Below are 15,625 nucleotides of genomic sequence, written 5' to 3'. Positions count from 1 at the left end.
GGCCCCGAGGCCGACGCGCTCCTGTTGGTTCAGCGTATACCGGATCAGACCAGCACAGCCCCCTTGCCGGCGATGGCATTGGTGGCCTTGGCGTCGCCGAGCAGCATCTTGTTGTGCGGCTCGCCCGAGGGGATCATCGGGAAGCAGTTCTCATGCTTCTCGACAAGGCAATCCATGATCACCGGCCCGTCATACTCGATCATTTCCATGATCGCGTCGTCAAGGTCGGCGGGATCCTGGCAGTGAATGCCCTTGGCGCCAAAGGCTTCGGCCAGCTTGACGAAATCGGGCAGCGCCTCGCTCCAGGAATGGGAATAGCGTTCACCGTGCAGGAGTTGCTGCCACTGGCGCACCATGCCCAGGCGTTCATTGTTCAGGATGAACTGCTTGACCGGCAGGCGGTACTGAACCGCAGTGCCCATCTCCTGCATGTTCATCAACCAGGACGCCTCGCCCGCGACGTTGATCACCAGCGCATCGGGATGCGCCACCTGAACACCGACAGAGGCCGGGAAGCCGTAGCCCATCGTGCCCAAGCCACCGGAGGTCATCCAGCGGTTGGGGTCCTCGAAGCCAAGGTACTGCGCGGCCCACATCTGGTGTTGACCGACCTCGGTGCAGATGTAGCGGTCATGGCCCTTGGTCAGCGCCTCGAGCCGGGCCAGCGCGTGCTGCGGCTTGATCGTGTTTTCCGAGGGCTTGAACTTGAGACAATCGACCTTGCGCCATTCCTCGATCTGCGACCACCATTTCGACAGCGCCTCTCGGTTGACCTTGCGGCCGCGCGATTTCCAGACCTTCAGCACGTCTTCAAGGACATGGCCCACGTCGCCAATGATCGGGATGTCGGTCTTGATCACCTTGTTGATCGACGAGGGGTCGATGTCGATATGCGCCTTGTGCGAATTCGGGCTGAAGGCGTCGATACGTCCGGTGATCCGGTCGTCGAACCGCGCGCCCACGTTGATCATCAGGTCGCAGCCATGCATCGCCAGGTTGGCCTCGTAGAGACCGTGCATCCCCAGCATCCCCAGCCAGTGACGGCCAGAGGCCGGGTAGGCGCCGAGGCCCATCAGCGTCGAGGTGATTGGAAAGCCGGTGGCATCCACCAGTTCCCGCAACAGCTGGCTGGCCGCGGGCCCCGAGTTGATGACGCCGCCGCCGGTATAGAACACCGGGCGCTCGGCCATCTCGATCGCCTCGACCAGCGCCTCGATCATCTCCATGTCGCCCTTGACCTGCGGCTGATAGTGGCTGACCGAGGTTTTCGGGATCGGCTGGTACTGCGCGCTGGCGAACTGCACGTCCTTCGGAATGTCGATCAGCACCGGACCGGGACGGCCCGAGGTGGCGACGTGAAAGGCCTCGTGGATGGTCGACGACAGCCGCGCGGTGTCCTTCACCAGCCAGTTGTGCTTGGTGCAGGGGCGGGTGATGCCGACGGTATCGGCCTCCTGGAAGGCGTCCGAGCCGATCATGAAGGTCGGCACCTGGCCCGTCAGGACGACGATCGGGATCGAATCCATCAAGGCATCGGTGAGCCCGGTGACGGCATTGGTCGCCCCGGGGCCGGAGGTGACGAGAACGACACCGGGCTTGCCGGTCGCGCGGGCATAGCCCTCGGCGGCGTGGACCGCGCCCTGTTCGTGGCGAACAAGGATGTGTTGGATGTCGTTCTGCTGAAAAACCTCATCATAGATGGGTAGTACAGCGCCGCCGGGATAGCCGAATACCGTGTCCACGCCCTGGTCCTTGAGGGCCTGAACCACCATTTTCGCTCCGGTCATCTGACGTGTCATCGCATTGTTCTCCGTTCACGACACTGTACGTTTGCGCACAAAAAAGCCCCCGAGGGTCAGTTCGGGGGCGCATGGGGTCCTGGAAGGGTTCCGGATTACCGGCCCATGCGCCTTGTTCCTACAATTACCACTAGCGTGGACATGCCCGAGGCTCCTTTGCATCGCGCGGGGACACTATGGCGCGAGGCACGAGGCGTCAACCGTTGAAGTGGAAGAAAGCAAATTTCGTTCCGGGCGGCATCGGCTTTGCGAAAATTTCCCGAAACGGAAAAGCGCACAAAGAGCGGTCTATGCAAAAATGCTGTGCGGATATGCGCAAATCGGGAATTGCCGGAGGGATGAGACCTCTGGCAAACCCGAACGCATCGGTTCAGCGGTCCTGCTGAAGGAAATGCAACAATCGCGCGCGGCAACGTGAGTTGTGCGAAGCCGGGTCATCGGCGATGCTGGTGGCGCATCAGGAGGAGACGAGGGTCTCGACATGAAAAAGAACATTTTTTACCGCGATTTCACGATCTGCAAAGCCGTGGCGCTTGTTGTGCTGATGGGCCTTGCGGCGGCGCTTGGCGGCGTGCCTTCCAACCGCGTTGCGGAAACCCGGCCTGAGCTGTCGGAGGCGCGCATCATTCCGGCGATGGTCTACAAGTTCTGGGACGAATGCGACCGCGAAAAGGTTGGCGTCGACCTCTGACCCGACGGGGTGGCGCGATCAGAGGTTCGCGCCGGTTCCCTGCAAGACCCCGTGTTCCAGCGCATAGCGCATCAGCGCGGCGGTGCTGCTGACACCCAGCTTGCGCCGGATGTTCTTGCGGTGGGTTTCAACCGTACGAACGGAAATATCCAGCGCACCCGCCACTTCCTTGTTCGATTTGCCCTGCGCCAGTTGCAACAGCACCATCTGTTCGCGGTTCGTCAGCTGTTCGCGTTCCTGCCCGCGCGGCGCCAGCGCACCTTCGGCCCCGGGGCAGAGATATTTCTCTCCCACCATCACGACGTCTATGGCGCGCTTGATCTCTTCGGTCGGCACGTCCTTGAGGACATAGCCGCGCGCACCGTGGCTGAGCGCGGTCGAGATGTATTCGGGCGAGTCATGCATGGAGAGGATCAGGATGCGCGTTGCCGGGCGGCGTTCCAGGATCATCTCGGTTGCCGACAGCCCGCCGAGGCCCGGCATGTTGAGATCCATCAGGATGACATCCGGAGAGAGGCTGTCCAGACGGTCGATCATGGTCTGACCATCCGAAAGTGTGGCGATCACGTCGACATCGTCGTAGCTTTCGAGGATCGCCTCGATCCCTTCGGCGACCATCGGGTGATCATCGACAACAACGACACGGGTGGGGGCAGGGGTCATGCGCGGGCTTTCGGTTGCGGGTCGGCGCTTTCTTCGGGCGGCAGCAGGTGGGTCAGCGGCACCTGTGCCTCGATAACCGTGCCGTCGCGGGACGACAAGACGCGCAGCGTTCCGTTCAGCTGGTCCATGCGTTCCTGCATGTTGCGCAGCCCTATCCCGCGCGCGGCGCCGGGCGTGTCGCGCATTCCGGTTCCGTTGTCGGCAACGCGCAGGGTGGCCCCGGCGCGATGGCCCCGAATGTCGATACTCACATGGCTGGCGCCGGAATGGCGTTCGATGTTCGTCAGCGCCTCCTGCGCGATGCGGAACAGGGCGATCTTGGCCTCCTGGTCCAGCCGGTTGCGAAAGACGACGGTGGTGAACTCTGTCTCGATGCCGGTGCGCTGACGGAATTCCTCGGCCAGCGCCTTGATGGCCGGGCCAAGGCCCAGGTCGTCCAGCACGCCGGGCCGCAGGTCGCGGCTGATCCGGCGCACTTCGTTGATCGCCTGACCCAGGTGGTCGGCCCCCTTGGCGAGGGTCTCCTCGGCGCGGGGATCGCCGGACATGACCCTTCGCCGGGCGATGTCGAGCGCGTATTTCACCCCGACGAGAATCTGGCTGATGCCGTCGTGCAATTCGCGCGCCACGCGCCCGCGTTCCTCTTCCTGCGCGTCCAATACCCTTTGGGTCAGCTGTTTCAGCTTGGCATCCGCCAGCCGTCTTTCGCGGAGGTTCAGCACCAGCCCCGAGACAAAGACCAACAGCAGCGCTCCCAGCGTGATCGCCCCGATATAGATGAAATTGCGCTGCACGCGGGCCTCGACCTCGGCCCGCGAGGCGGCGACACTGCCCAGAACGTCGTCGATAAAGACGCCTGTGCCCACAGCCCAACGCCAGTCCTGCAGGCCCAGCACATAAGTCACCATGCGGCCTTCCTCGCCGGTCGAGGGCTTGGGCCAGAGGTGATCGACATAGCCCGCCCCCTGGCGGGCCGTCTCGATGAATTCCTGAACGACAAAGGTGCCCTCGCTGTCGGTGAGGTTCCACTGGTTCGTGTTGATCAGGTCGGTCTGCCGGGGCGAGACGAGGTTCTGACCGTCGTAGTCGTAGACAAAGAAGAAGCCCTCTTCGCCATAGATCATCGCGGCCAGGATCTGCAGCACCTGTGTCTTGGCGATTTCGTCGTCCGGTGCGGCAGACCCGTAGACAAAGTAGAAGCCGTTGCGCGCCTGGGTGACGTAGTTGCGCAATTCCCGCTTCTTGGCGGCCAGCAACTGCGTCTCCAGTCCGTGGATCTCGCGTTCGGCCAGGCTGCGGGCCTGCTGGGCGACCAGCAGCGCAATGGCCGAAACCGCCAGCACCAGCGGCAGGCTGGCCAGCAGAAAGAGCTTTTGCCCGTAGGTAAGGCGGAAGCGCGCGAACATGACCTTAAGAAACCACAAGCGCGGGGCAATGGGAAAGCCCCGGTCACGCCTCCGGGGCAAAACCCGGGGAAAGGGCGGTCCGCAACCTGCCCGCATTCCGCAAGGGCAAGCCGTTTTTCCCGCCTCTCTCCGTAGCACTGGGTATTCCCAACTCCAGAATCAGACCCTAGGGTGCCCGCACTCAAACCGATCCGCGCGAGGTGGGGAGCCCCGTGCAGAAACAAAATCTGGGAGGATTTCAATGGATCGTCGTTCTTTCCTTCGCAACTCGACCCTCGGTGCCGGCGCTGCTGCCGCCTCGACGCTGGCCGCCCCGGCCTACGCGCAGGGCAAGCGCACCCTGACAATGGTCACCACCTGGAGCCGTGGCCTGGCCGGTGTGCATGACGCCGCCGAGCGTGTTGCGACCATCATCACCGAGATGACCGACGGCCAGCTGACCGTCGACCTCAAGGCCGCAGGCGAACTGGTCGGCGCGTTCGAGGTCTTCGACGCCGTGACCGCCGGTCAGGCCGACATGTACCACGGTGCGGACTACTACTTTGTCGGTCAGCACCCGGGCTATGCCTTCTTCACCGCCGTGCCCTTCGGCCTGACCGCTCAGGAACAGGTGAACTGGTACTACTTCGACGGCGGCATGGAGCTGCACGACGAGCTGGGCCAGATCTTTGGCCTCAAGTCCTTCCTCGGCGGCAACACCGGCGCGCAGTCCGGCGGCTGGTTCCGCAACGAAATCACCGGGCCCGAGGACTTCAACGGCCTCAAGTTCCGGATGCCGGGCCTCGGTGGCCAGGCCCTGGGCAAGCTGGGCGCATCGGTCCAGAACATCCCCGGCGGCGAAGTCTACCAGGCGCTGTCCTCCGGCGCGATCGACGGCACCGAGTGGATCGGCCCCTGGGCGGACGAAAAGGCCGGTTTCCAGGAGATCACCAAGATCTACTACACCGCCGGTTTCCACGAGCCGGGCGCAAGCCTTTCGGTCGCCACCAACCGCGACGTCTTTGACAGCCTGTCGCCGGCGCACCAGAAGATCGTCGAGATCGCCTCTGCCGAAGCGCACCAGTGGAACCTGGGACAGTTCCTGTCCGCCAACGGTGCCGCCCTGCAGCGTCTGCAGTCCTCGGGCGTGACCATCCGCGAATTCCCCGACAGCGTCTGGGACGCCTTCGGCAAGGCCTCGGCTGAGGTCCACGCGGAAAACATGGGCGACGACCTGTACAAGCGCATCCACGACAGCGCGATGGCCTCGATGAAGTCGTCCTCGGCCTGGATCAAGACATCCTCGGGCACCTACGTCGCGCAGCGCGACCGCGTGCTGGGCTGATCCCGCACCGATCACTGGAAAGGCCCTTGCAGCGCGGGGGCCTTTTCGGCATTGGCGGGCGGCGTTTTCGCCAACCCCGCCGTTGTGCCGCGCGGAACTGGCGCGGCGCCTGGTGATACCGGCCAGGGTGCCGGACCGATATTTTGGGGGACATGATGGAAGCAGAGGCCGCGACGGGCTCGTTCTTCGGCGCCATCGGCGGGTTCCTGGTCTGGGTGGTGGAAAACATCGCCCTGGCCTTCTGGAACCTTGGCTATGCGTTATCGCATCCGATGGCCTGGCTGGACTGGCTGAGCTGGGAGAACACGACCGAAGACAAGGAAGCGGTGATGCGCTTCGTCTACTACGGCGCCTCGGTCGAGTTCTTCTTTGTGGTTTTCACCTTCTTCCTGGCGATCTTCCTGGCCGGGCTCTACAGCAACCGGTTCCTCTGGGGCACCGTGCGGGTGCTGGAGGGCATGGCCAATACCGTCGGGCGCTTCTTTGCCTGGGCGGGCCTGATCATGGTGTTGCAGCAGGTGATGATCGTCTTCATGCAACGGATCTTTGCCCGGCCCGACATCTCGATCGGCTTCGGCATCCCGGTGCAGTTCGATGTGTCCTGGTTTGCCGAAGAGCTGAAGCTTTACAACGCGATGGTTGTCGCGCTGTGCCTGACCTACACTTTCGTGCAGGGCGGGCATGTCCGCGTCGATCTGGTCTATTCGGCGGTCAGCCACCGGGTCAAGCGGATGATCGACATGTTCGGCTCGCTTTTCTTCATGATCCCGGTCGCGACGCTGATCTGGATGTATGCCTGGTTCTTCATGTGGCGACACCTGATCGTGCCCAAACCCTCGGCCTCGGACGGGCTGGACCGTCTGCTGCTCAAGGCGCGCGCGGTGCGCTGGAACATCGAGACCATCGGTTTCAGCCCCAACGGCTTCAACGCCTACTTCCTGTTCAAGATCCTGGTCTCGGTCATGCTGGCGCTGATCTTCATCCAGGCCTGGGCCTTCTTCTACCGCTCGTTCCTCGAGTGGAAGGAGGGCGAGGAATCGGCGGGAAAATACCTCGACCAAGACCAGCTTGAAGCGGGCGAAGAGCCCTACGACCACGCGGAATTCTGAGAGGCAGGCGCATGTTGTTTGGATTGGATGGCGTCGAGATCGGCCTGATCATCGTCTTTCTGACGCTCTTTTCGGCGATCCTGTCGGGCTTTCCGGTGGCCTTTGCCATCGGCGGCGCGGGGATCATTTCCTTCGGGATCATCGCGGCCCTCGATAGCGCGGGTCTGCTGATACACCAGGCCATCGACACCGGGTCGGAGGCGTACAATGCCCTGCTTGCCAGCGGGGCCAACGAGAAGGCGATCTCGATCTTCCGATACCCGGAATTGCCAAGGGTCGAGGTGCCGGTGTTCCCGCAGGGGTGGGAAACCGCGATGGACCGCAACGTCTCGTTCATCGTCAACCGGATCAACGAACGGGTGATCGCAGGTCAGTCGATCGAGACGCTGCTGGCAGTCTTGATGTTCGTCCTGATGGGCATCGTGCTGGAACGCTCGAAGATCGCCAACGACCTACTAACCACGATGGCACGCGTCTTTGGCCCGTTGCCGGGCGGTCTGGCCGTCAGCATCGTCGTCGTCGGCGCCTTCCTGGCCGCCTCGACCGGGATCGTCGGCGCCACCGTGGTAACGATGGGCCTGCTGGCCCTGCCCACCATGCTGCGCAACAACTATGCGCCGGAACTGGCGACCGGGGTCATTGCGGCCTCCGGGACGCTGGGGCAGATCATCCCCCCCTCCATCGTTATCGTTCTCCTGGGCACGCTGGCGGGGGATCTCTATTCCGCGGCACAGGAAGACCGGGCACAACTGGCCGGCTGTTCCGACGCGCTGACCTTCCTTGGCGAACCGGCGGTGGTATCGGTCGGTACGCTGTTCCAGGCGGCCCTGCTGCCGGGGATCCTGCTGGCGCTGCTCTATGCGCTCTATGCCTTTGGCTACGCGATGCTGAACCCCTCCAAGGCGCCGGCGGTCACGCTGGACGGCGGCGAGGGCGAACCGGTCACCCGGGGTGAGGCCTTTACCTGGTACCTCGGTGTGCCCATCGCGCTCATCGCGGGCACGATCCTGCTGGCAGAGGTCGGCATGGTCGGCAGCCAGTCGGTCAAGGTCGACAGCTTCTCGGAAACCGGTGACGCCGCCTCGCTGCGCACCAATGTCTCGGACCAGTGCAAGGCCTCGATGATCGACCTGCATGGTCAGGCGGCTTGGGACAGGGCGGTGGCCGAACAGGCCGAGATCGACGCCCAGGGCGGTGCTCAGCAAAGCACCCGTCTGAGCGACGATCGCATCGCCGAGCTGCAGGCCGAAAAGATCGCCAACGCGGCACCCATCGGCACCGGGATCGCGACTTTGGCGGTGATCTTTGGCCTGATCCTGGCCGTGGCGCGGGGCGTTTCGCCCTCGTCGAACCCGCTGCCACTGCAGATCGGGGCGGTGGGGATCATCCTGGGCCTGGTGGTGGACATCCTGCTGATCGGACCGACGAGTTCGGCGATGCTGACCGTCGTGTTGATGGTCCTGCCCTGGGCCATCACGATCTATGGCTGCGTCTACGCGATGAAGCTCTTGTCCAGGAACGAGCTGTTGCGCGTGGTCTTCCCGCCGCTGGTCCTGATCGTGGCGGTGCTGGGTTCGATCCTTGGCGGCATCACCAACCCGACGCCCGCCGCGGCGCTGGGGGCGGCAGGGGCCATCATGCTGGCCGCCTATCGCAAGCTGTCGGAAGAAGATCGCAGCCCGCGCATCATCATCTGGTCGACCCTCGCGGTGATCCTGATGATCCTGACCGGCGTCAATTTTGACCTGCGGATCAACGTCGAAGAGGTCAGTGGCGCGACCTGGCTTGCCTTCCTCTTTGCCTATGCCTGCTGGCTCTATGCCTTCTTCGGGCTTCTGTTCAGCTGCTGGGTGCTGTTCCGGTCCGGGGTTCTGACACCGGCGGTGCGGGAGACGGCCAAGGTGACCTCGATGGTCTTTACCATCCTCGTGGCCTCGCAGCTGCTGAACCTGGTGGTCATCTCCTTTGGGGGAGAAGAATACATCCAGGACTTCCTGCGCAGCTACGACGATCCGCGCACGGCCTTCATCATCGTGATGATCATCCTGTTCATCCTGGGCTTCGTGCTCGACTTCCTCGAGATCATCTACATCGTGATCCCGATCGTCGGGCCGGTGATCTACGGCGCGCATTTCGATCCGAAATGGGTGACGATCATGATCGCGGTGAACCTGCAGACCTCCTTCCTGACACCGCCGTTCGGCTTCGCGCTGTTCTACCTGCGCGGGGTCGCCCCCAAGGAAGTCACGACCGGCCATATCTATCGCGGGGTGATCCCCTTCGTGCTGATCCAGGTTGTCGGACTGGCGATCCTGGCGCTGTTCCCGGGGATCGTGACCATCGTGCCGGCCATCCTGGGACACTGATCCGGGACACGGGCGCGAGAAATGCCGAAAACACAAAGGGCGGGCCAGTGGGCCCGCCCTTTTGATGTCCGGACGATTCCAAGGATGCGGCGCCGGTCTAGGCGTCGTCATCCGAGATCATGGAGCCGATCTTGGCCAGCCGCTTTTCCAGGTCGGCTGCCAGGATGAAGGCCGAAGAAGCCGCCGTTGCCGCCGCATCGCGGGCCAGCGAATAGCCCAGGTGTTCCAGCAGCGGGACGGCCACCTCGCGGACGACGTCTATTCGGGTTTCCAGGTCGCAGGATTCCAGCGCGTTCAGGAGAGTGCGCAGCTGATCTTGGTGAGATGGCATCCGATCGGTCCTCTTGCGGCTTGTCCCGGTATGGGTTTTTACCGCTTGGTCAAATTTGAGGGGATGCACGCATTGATAGGTTAGCGCAACCAAGAATTGCGTCTATTGCCGACATTTCTTGTCCACCAGCGAAGCGGGCGGATCAGTTCACAAACCCTTGACCAGCTCTCAGCCGCGCGTGTCGGGGAAAGAGATGTTCGCGACCTGCTCGGCGATGGGATCGGTCGACAGCGGATGCGTATCCGAGGAGAAATCGCTGGCGTTCTCGAGCCGTTCCCAGACCCCGCGCCGGTAGATCTCCAGCGCGTCGAACTCGGCCTTGTAACCCATCTTGTCGCTGCCCGGCACCCAGTAGCCCAGGTAGACGTAAGGCAGGCCCGCCTCGCGCGCGATCTCGATATGATCGAGGATCATCCATTTTCCCAGCGACCGGCGTGCCATGTCCGGTTCGTAGAAGGAATAGACCATCGACAGACCGTCATCGAGCATATCGGTCAGGCAGGTCGCCACCAGCTTGTCGCTCTCGGGATCGAAATACTCGATCACGCGGCTGCGGATCGGTGTTTCCTCGATCATGGCCGCAAACTCGAACACGTCCATGTCGGCCATGCCACCATCGGCATGGCGCGCATCCAGGTAGCGGCGGAACAGGTCGTATTGCTCCTCCGTCGCCCAAGGGCTGGTGGCGCGGCGTTCGAGACCCGCGTTGCGCTTGATGACCTTGCGCTGGTTGCGCGTGGGCTGAAAGCGCGTGACGTCGATCCGGGCCGACAGGCAGGCCGCGCAATCGGCGCAGGATGGCCGGTACAGGACGTTCTGTGACCGGCGGAAACCCTGCTTGGACAGGGAGTCGTTCAGTTTTTGCGCGGCATCTCCTTGCAGGGCAGTAAACAGCTTCCGTTCCATCCTGTCCGCAAGGTACGGGCAAGGCTGGGGAGCAGTGACGTAGAACTGCGGTGCAAGCGGAAGCGAGTGACGCATCGAGCGGATACCTTCGTCAAATTTAACGAAACGGTAACAACGATCCCGCCGCGCGCCAAGCCTTTCGACACGGCAAGCCCCCGCAACGGCGGGGCCTTTCCGAATTCTTGGTAAACAGCGCTCCTGGCGGGATAAATCCCGCGCCAGGGGCGCTTCTGTTGCCTCAGGCGCGACGGTTCAGGGCGACGGTGCCCAATACCATGTCGTGCAGGCCCTGGCCCCGCTCGCTGACGAACATCAGCACGATCGAGGCAATCTGCAGAATCACCGTGGTTGCGATCAACGTATAGCCCAGCGTGTGCAGGAAGGCCTCTCCGCCGTCAAAGCGTTCGCCCCAGGCATTGCGGAATTCGATGTTCATCAGCCGCATTCCGGGGGTCGAGGATTTTCCGGCGATGCTCATCCATCGGTAGAGAAACCCGATCACCAGGAACATCAGCGGCAACATGAACAGGCCGACGATGGAAAAGACGGCGATGGGCAGGGTAATCAGAGAAATCAGCACGGTGTCCACCACCCAAGCCAAGCCGCGCTTGACGGTCACGCCATCGTAAAAGGCCGCCTGGCGGTCAGGGTCGGGCAGGTGGGACATGGTGTCGGAATACATCGTTGGCTCCAGCGAGGTAAAGGGCAGGGCGCCCCCGAAGCAGGGGCGCCCGGTCGATCAGGCGTTTTCGGATTCGTCGGCCTCGGCCTTGGCCCGGCGCTCGCGGTCGTCCATGAACTGGTCGAACTCGGACTTGTCCTTGGCTTCGCGGAGGCGTTCCAGGAACTGTTCGAAAGCCTCCTGTTCCGCTTCGAGGCGGCGCAGCGTATCGGCCTTGTAGGCGTCGAAGGCGCTGTTGCCCGAGGGTTTCATCGCGGCCCAGGCGGCCTTGCGGCCCTCATGGTGACGCGAGGCGGTGCGGCAGGACTTGCTGAACATGCGTTTGCTCCAGATCATGTAGGCGAGAAGGGCAAGGCCGACGGGCCAGAAGAAGATGAAGCCCAGGACCATTGCCGCGATCCATGCGCCTTTCCCCTTGTGATCCAGCCATGCCTCGGCCCGTGCGAACCAGCCGGCATTGGCGGGCAGGTGGCTCGTATAAGCGGCGGTGGTCATGTCTCTCTCCGTTTGTTCGTTATGTGAATGCCTTTCACATTACATCAGATCGGAGTTTGGTCCGGGGCTTTCAAGGGGCGATGTGAATGTTTTTTACATTATCCATAATCACAATTTATATCAGTTACTTATTATGAAAATCGGCGGCCACCTGAATGCCCCCTGACCGTCTTCCCGACGGAAGTTTCCCGCACAAACGACGCAAGGCCGCGGTTCCGGCGCCGGTCAAAGCGTGAAATCGGCCTCGACTGCCCCGGTCAGGCGCGGCAGCTCTCGGGGATCCATTGCAACGACATGCCGGGGCGTTCCGGCGGCGGCCCAGACGTCTTCGAACTCCAGCAGCCGGGGATCAATCCAGGCGCGGATCGGATTCAAGTGACCAACCGGGGACACGCCGCCAATGGCAAAGCCGGTCTGGGCGCGGATCAGCGTGGCATCCGCCTTGCCCAGGGGTTCACCCGCCAGGGCCGTGGCCTTCTCGGCGCAGACCTTGTTGCCACCGGCGGTCAGGAAGAGCACCGCCTCGCCGCTGTCTTCGGCGCGAAAGATGATCGACTTGGCGATCTGGTCGAGGTGGCAGCCGACGCTGTCGGCGGCTTCCTGCGCGGTGCGCGCCTGGCCGACCTCGCGGATTTCATGGGCCAGCCCCGCATCCTCGAGCGCCTTGCGGACACGTTTCAAACTCTTGCTCATCACCCTGGTCCCTGCTGCTTCGGGGCGCAGACTGGGACAGGGGCGGAGCGGCTGCAAGGGAGTTGCGCTCGGTCGCGTTTGGTGGCCATCTGCCGCCATGACGCTGGAACGACGCATGACCCGCACGCCGCGTGCCTTCGAACCCGACCGGGGCACCGAGGCATTGGAAGACTGTCCCTGGGCCGCGGGGGCAATGGCCGAACTCATCAAAGGCACGGGCGGATCAAGCCCCTACCTGCGGGGCCTCATCGGCAAGGAGGCGGGCTGGCTGGAAGGCGCGGTCATGGACCCGGAAGGCGCGGTCAGGGCCTTGTACGCCGATCTCGACAAAGTGACACCGGCCCAGATCGGCGTGGCATTGCGGCAGGCCAAGCGACGGATGGCGCTGCTGATCGCACTGTGCGACCTGTCCGGCGCCTGGGAACTGGAACAGGTCACGGGGACACTCAGCGAGTTCGCGGACCTGTCGGTCTCGCTGGCGCTGCGTGCGGCGATCACGCCCGAGATCACGCGCGGCAAGCTGCCCGGCAAGACCGAGGATGACATTGCCACGGCGGGTGGCATGGTCGCGCTGGCGATGGGCAAGATGGGCGCCGGAGAGCTGAATTACTCCTCGGACATCGACCTGATCTGCCTTTTCGACGAACAGCAGTACGACCCGGACGACTACCACGAGGCGCGCGCCAGCCTGGTTAGGGCGACGCGCAAGATGGCCGCAACGCTGAACGACCTGACAGGCGAAGGCTATGTCTTTCGCACCGATCTGCGGCTGCGCCCCGATCCGGCGGTGACGCCGGTCTGCATGGCGATGGAGGCGGCGGAACGCTATTACGAAAGCGTCGGGCGCACCTGGGAACGGGCCGCCTATATCAAGGCGCGCCCCTCGGCCGGTGATATGGATGCCGGCGCGCGGTTCCTGGAGGTTCTGACCCCTTTCGTCTGGCGCAAGCACCTGGATTTCGCGGCCATCCAGGACGCGCATGACATGCGCCTGCGCATCCGCGAGCACAAGGGCCTGGGCGGCGGCATCAGCCTTCCCGGCCATAACATGAAACTGGGGCGCGGCGGCATCCGCGAGATCGAGTTCTTTACCCAGACCCGGCAGCTGATCGCCGGCGGGCGCGACCCAGAGTTGCGCGTGCGCGGCACGGTCGAGGGGTTGGGGCGTTTGGCGGACAAGGGCTGGATTCCGGGCGACGTCGCCAGGGTGCTGAGCGGGCACTACCGGGCCCACCGTGAAGTCGAACACCGCATCCAGATGATCGGCGACGCACAAACCCACGACCTGCCGAAATCCCCCGAGGGGATGGAACGGCTGGCCTGCCTGATGGGGCGCGACCTTGCAGAGGTCAAGCGCGAACTGACCGATCGCCTGACCGAGGTCCACGACCTGACCGAGGGTTTCTTTGCCCCCGGCAGCGGCAAGGACCAGGAGGTGCCCGAGGTCTTTGCCGACAGCCCGGTGCCGGGGCGCTGGCTCAACTATCCTTGCCTGCGCTCGCAGCGGGCGGTCACCATCTTTGAACGCCTGCGCCCCGAGATCCTGCGTCGGCTGGGCCAGACCGACCGCCCCGAAGAGGCACTGAAGGCCTTTGACAGTTTCCTGGCTGGGTTGCCCGCCGGTGTGCAGCTGTTCTCGCTCTTCGAGGCCAATCACCAGTTGATCGACCTGCTTGTGGACATCGTCGGGACCTCGCCGGACCTGGCGCGCTACCTGTCGCGCAATGCCAGTGTTTTCGACGCGGTGATCGCGGGTGATTTCTTCAGCGACTGGCCGGGCCCGGATGCGTTGCGGGCGGCGCTGGTTGCGCAACTGCAAGAGGCCGGGGATTACGAGCGCAAGCTGGACGCCGCCCGCCGCTGGGCCAAGGACTGGCATTTCCGCATCGGCGTGCACCTCTTGCGCGGACTGATGGGGCCGGAAGAAGCGGGCAAGGCCTATGCGGACCTGGCGGGCGCCTCGCTGGCCGCCGTCTGGCCAGAGGTCCAGAAGATGTTCGCCGAAAAACACGGCACCCCGCCGGGGCGCGGCGCGGTTGTGCTGGGCATGGGCTCGCTGGGGGCGCGGCGCCAGCACGCGCGCTCCGACCTCGACGTGATCGTGATCTACGATGCCGAGGGCGTCGAGGCCTCGGAGGGCCGCAAGCCGCTGGCCAGCCGCACCTATTACGCCCGGCTGACGCAGGCGCTGATCACCGCGATGACCGCGGCCATGTCCGAAGGCAAGCTCTACGAGATCGACATGCGGCTGCGGCCCTCGGGCAACCAGGGGCCGGTGGCAACGTCCTGGGCCTCGTTCCAGAGCTACCAGCGCGAAGAGGCCTGGGTCTGGGAACACCTTGCGCTGACACGGGCACGGGTGGTCGCGGGGCCGGTGGAACTGGCCGAGGACGTCGAGGCGCTGCGCAAGGAGGTCATCGGCAAGGCCCGAGACGTGCAGGAGGTTCGGCGCGGCGTGGCCGAGATGCGTGCGCGGATCGCCGCGGCCAAGGGGCCGGGCGGACCGCTGGATGCCAAGATCGGCCCGGGGCGCCTGCAGGACATCGAGTTGTTCGCGCAGCTTTGCGCGCTCGAGGCGGGGCGCGCGGTGCGCGAGGCGCCCCGCGCGCTGCGGCTGGCCAAGTGGCTGGACGAGGCGGATCGCACCGCTTTGATCGCCGCCTACGAGCTGTTCTGGTCTTTGCAGATCGGGGCAAGACTGGTCAGCGAAGAGGCGATCGACCCGGAGAAACTGGGCCTTGGCGGCTGCACCTTCCTGTTGCGCCTGGCAGAGGCCCCGGACATGGAAAGCATGCGGGCGGACCTCGAGAGACAGGCGGGCCGCGCGGCAGAAATCATCGGCAAAGTGCTGCCGGAACCGGAGAGCGAGACATGAGCAAGGGTGATGCAAGCGACCCCAAGGGCCTGATGGTGGAAGCCTACGCGATGGAGGGGCTGACGGCAGAAGAATGCCGGTCGATCTTCCTGGACTGGGCGTTGTCGGCGCCGGATGGGGCCGACATGCAGGTGCTGATCGGCGGCTTCTTGGCGCGTTACGGTGAAAACGCCGACCACCCGATGACACAGGTACTGCGCGAGGGGCTGGAACAGGCGCAAAAGCCGCGCCGCCGGGGCGGCTGGAAGTCACGGCCCCGCCCGTCGGGCGAGGCCTGAGCGGGGT

General features: G+C 64.0%; 14 protein-coding genes. 6 read left to right on the top strand and 8 right to left on the bottom strand.

Annotation, left to right across the window (positions count from 1 at the left end; genetic code table 11):
* Positions 1–44: 44 nt before the first annotated feature.
* Positions 45–1,799: an acetolactate synthase 3 large subunit gene (locus BLQ71_RS02745; protein ID WP_043138742.1), complete on the bottom strand. Its 1,755-nt coding sequence runs from the start codon at positions 1,797–1,799 to the stop codon at positions 45–47.
* A gap of 481 nt (positions 1,800–2,280) precedes the next feature.
* On the opposite strand from BLQ71_RS02745, the gene BLQ71_RS02740 reads away from it, so the two are divergent.
* Positions 2,281–2,490: a hypothetical protein gene (locus BLQ71_RS02740; protein WP_074620616.1), complete on the top strand. Its 210-nt coding sequence runs from the start codon at positions 2,281–2,283 to the stop codon at positions 2,488–2,490.
* A gap of 18 nt (positions 2,491–2,508) precedes the next feature.
* Here the strand turns inward: BLQ71_RS02740 and BLQ71_RS02735 are convergent, their stop codons facing one another.
* Positions 2,509–3,153, bottom strand: coding sequence for a response regulator transcription factor (locus tag BLQ71_RS02735; protein ID WP_043138750.1), 645 nt, complete (start codon positions 3,151–3,153; stop codon positions 2,509–2,511).
* Entirely contained in the window at positions 3,150–4,559 is a 1,410-nt protein-coding gene (locus BLQ71_RS02730) for a cache domain-containing protein (protein ID WP_043138751.1), read from the bottom strand. The genes BLQ71_RS02735 and BLQ71_RS02730 overlap by 4 nt, the downstream gene beginning before the upstream one ends.
* Before the next feature lie 241 nt (positions 4,560–4,800).
* Between BLQ71_RS02730 and BLQ71_RS02725 the strand changes: the two genes are divergently transcribed.
* The 3 genes from BLQ71_RS02725 to BLQ71_RS02715 all read left to right on the top strand — a co-directional run bounded on the left by BLQ71_RS02725 (position 4,801) and on the right by BLQ71_RS02715 (position 9,358).
* Positions 4,801–5,883, top strand: a complete 1,083-nt coding sequence (locus BLQ71_RS02725; RefSeq protein WP_043138754.1) for a TRAP transporter substrate-binding protein — start codon at positions 4,801–4,803, stop codon at positions 5,881–5,883.
* Positions 5,884–6,038: 155 nt separating this feature from the next.
* Positions 6,039–6,992, top strand: a complete 954-nt coding sequence (locus BLQ71_RS02720) for a TRAP transporter small permease subunit (RefSeq protein WP_074620682.1) — start codon at positions 6,039–6,041, stop codon at positions 6,990–6,992.
* An 11-nt stretch (positions 6,993–7,003) separates the two neighbouring features.
* On the top strand, positions 7,004–9,358 hold the full coding sequence (locus BLQ71_RS02715) for a TRAP transporter large permease subunit (protein ID WP_074620615.1): 2,355 nt from the start codon (positions 7,004–7,006) through the stop codon (positions 9,356–9,358).
* Between the two features lie 97 nt (positions 9,359–9,455).
* Here the strand turns inward: BLQ71_RS02715 and BLQ71_RS02710 are convergent, their stop codons facing one another.
* The 5 genes from BLQ71_RS02710 to BLQ71_RS02690 all read right to left on the bottom strand — a co-directional run bounded on the left by BLQ71_RS02710 (position 9,456) and on the right by BLQ71_RS02690 (position 12,465).
* Complete coding sequence (locus BLQ71_RS02710; RefSeq protein ID WP_069208878.1) at positions 9,456–9,689, bottom strand: hypothetical protein; 234 nt, start codon at positions 9,687–9,689, stop codon at positions 9,456–9,458.
* 168 nt (positions 9,690–9,857) lie between these two features.
* Positions 9,858–10,670 carry an arginyltransferase gene (locus tag BLQ71_RS02705; protein WP_043138761.1) on the bottom strand — a complete coding sequence of 271 codons (813 nt, stop codon included), beginning with the start codon at positions 10,668–10,670 and terminating at the stop codon, positions 9,858–9,860.
* Positions 10,671–10,833: 163 nt separating this feature from the next.
* Positions 10,834–11,277 carry an RDD family protein gene (locus BLQ71_RS02700; protein WP_229754896.1) on the bottom strand — a complete coding sequence of 148 codons (444 nt, stop codon included), beginning with the start codon at positions 11,275–11,277 and terminating at the stop codon, positions 10,834–10,836.
* Positions 11,278–11,334: 57 nt separating this feature from the next.
* Positions 11,335–11,772 carry a DUF2852 domain-containing protein gene (locus BLQ71_RS02695; protein ID WP_043138764.1) on the bottom strand — a complete coding sequence of 146 codons (438 nt, stop codon included), beginning with the start codon at positions 11,770–11,772 and terminating at the stop codon, positions 11,335–11,337.
* Positions 11,773–11,997: 225 nt separating this feature from the next.
* Positions 11,998–12,465, bottom strand: a complete 468-nt coding sequence (locus BLQ71_RS02690; protein ID WP_043138766.1) for a YbaK/EbsC family protein — start codon at positions 12,463–12,465, stop codon at positions 11,998–12,000.
* Between the two features lie 97 nt (positions 12,466–12,562).
* Here BLQ71_RS02690 and BLQ71_RS02685 point away from each other — a divergent pair, with 97 nt between their 5' ends.
* Both BLQ71_RS02685 and BLQ71_RS02680 read left to right on the top strand, forming a co-directional pair.
* Complete coding sequence (locus tag BLQ71_RS02685) at positions 12,563–15,340, top strand: [protein-PII] uridylyltransferase family protein (protein WP_074620614.1); 2,778 nt, start codon at positions 12,563–12,565, stop codon at positions 15,338–15,340.
* Complete coding sequence (locus BLQ71_RS02680; protein WP_074620613.1) at positions 15,337–15,618, top strand: hypothetical protein; 282 nt, start codon at positions 15,337–15,339, stop codon at positions 15,616–15,618. The genes BLQ71_RS02685 and BLQ71_RS02680 overlap by 4 nt, the downstream gene beginning before the upstream one ends.
* Positions 15,619–15,625 lie beyond the last annotated feature (7 nt).

It is taken from the genome of Antarctobacter albus (assembly GCF_900101505.1).
Lineage (GTDB): Bacteria > Pseudomonadota > Alphaproteobacteria > Rhodobacterales > Rhodobacteraceae > Antarctobacter > Antarctobacter albus.
Note: the sequence above shows the minus strand (reverse complement) of the source record. Positions and strands in the feature narration are given on the sequence as shown.

Coding starts and splice junctions, on each gene's coding strand:
- BLQ71_RS02680 (WP_074620613.1), top strand. CDS start 15,337: ATGAGCAAGGGTGATGCAAGCGACCCCAAGGGCCTGATGGTGGAAGCC.
- BLQ71_RS02720 (WP_074620682.1), top strand. CDS start 6,039: ATGGAAGCAGAGGCCGCGACGGGCTCGTTCTTCGGCGCCATCGGCGGG.
- BLQ71_RS02730 (WP_043138751.1), bottom strand. CDS start 4,559: ATGTTCGCGCGCTTCCGCCTTACCTACGGGCAAAAGCTCTTTCTGCTG.
- BLQ71_RS02695 (WP_043138764.1), bottom strand. CDS start 11,772: ATGACCACCGCCGCTTATACGAGCCACCTGCCCGCCAATGCCGGCTGG.
- BLQ71_RS02740 (WP_074620616.1), top strand. CDS start 2,281: ATGAAAAAGAACATTTTTTACCGCGATTTCACGATCTGCAAAGCCGTG.
- BLQ71_RS02725 (WP_043138754.1), top strand. CDS start 4,801: ATGGATCGTCGTTCTTTCCTTCGCAACTCGACCCTCGGTGCCGGCGCT.
- BLQ71_RS02710 (WP_069208878.1), bottom strand. CDS start 9,689: ATGCCATCTCACCAAGATCAGCTGCGCACTCTCCTGAACGCGCTGGAA.
- BLQ71_RS02685 (WP_074620614.1), top strand. CDS start 12,563: ATGACGCTGGAACGACGCATGACCCGCACGCCGCGTGCCTTCGAACCC.
- BLQ71_RS02735 (WP_043138750.1), bottom strand. CDS start 3,153: ATGACCCCTGCCCCCACCCGTGTCGTTGTTGTCGATGATCACCCGATG.
- BLQ71_RS02715 (WP_074620615.1), top strand. CDS start 7,004: ATGTTGTTTGGATTGGATGGCGTCGAGATCGGCCTGATCATCGTCTTT.
- BLQ71_RS02700 (WP_229754896.1), bottom strand. CDS start 11,277: ATGTATTCCGACACCATGTCCCACCTGCCCGACCCTGACCGCCAGGCG.
- BLQ71_RS02745 (WP_043138742.1), bottom strand. CDS start 1,799: ATGACACGTCAGATGACCGGAGCGAAAATGGTGGTTCAGGCCCTCAAG.
- BLQ71_RS02690 (WP_043138766.1), bottom strand. CDS start 12,465: ATGAGCAAGAGTTTGAAACGTGTCCGCAAGGCGCTCGAGGATGCGGGG.
- BLQ71_RS02705 (WP_043138761.1), bottom strand. CDS start 10,670: ATGCGTCACTCGCTTCCGCTTGCACCGCAGTTCTACGTCACTGCTCCC.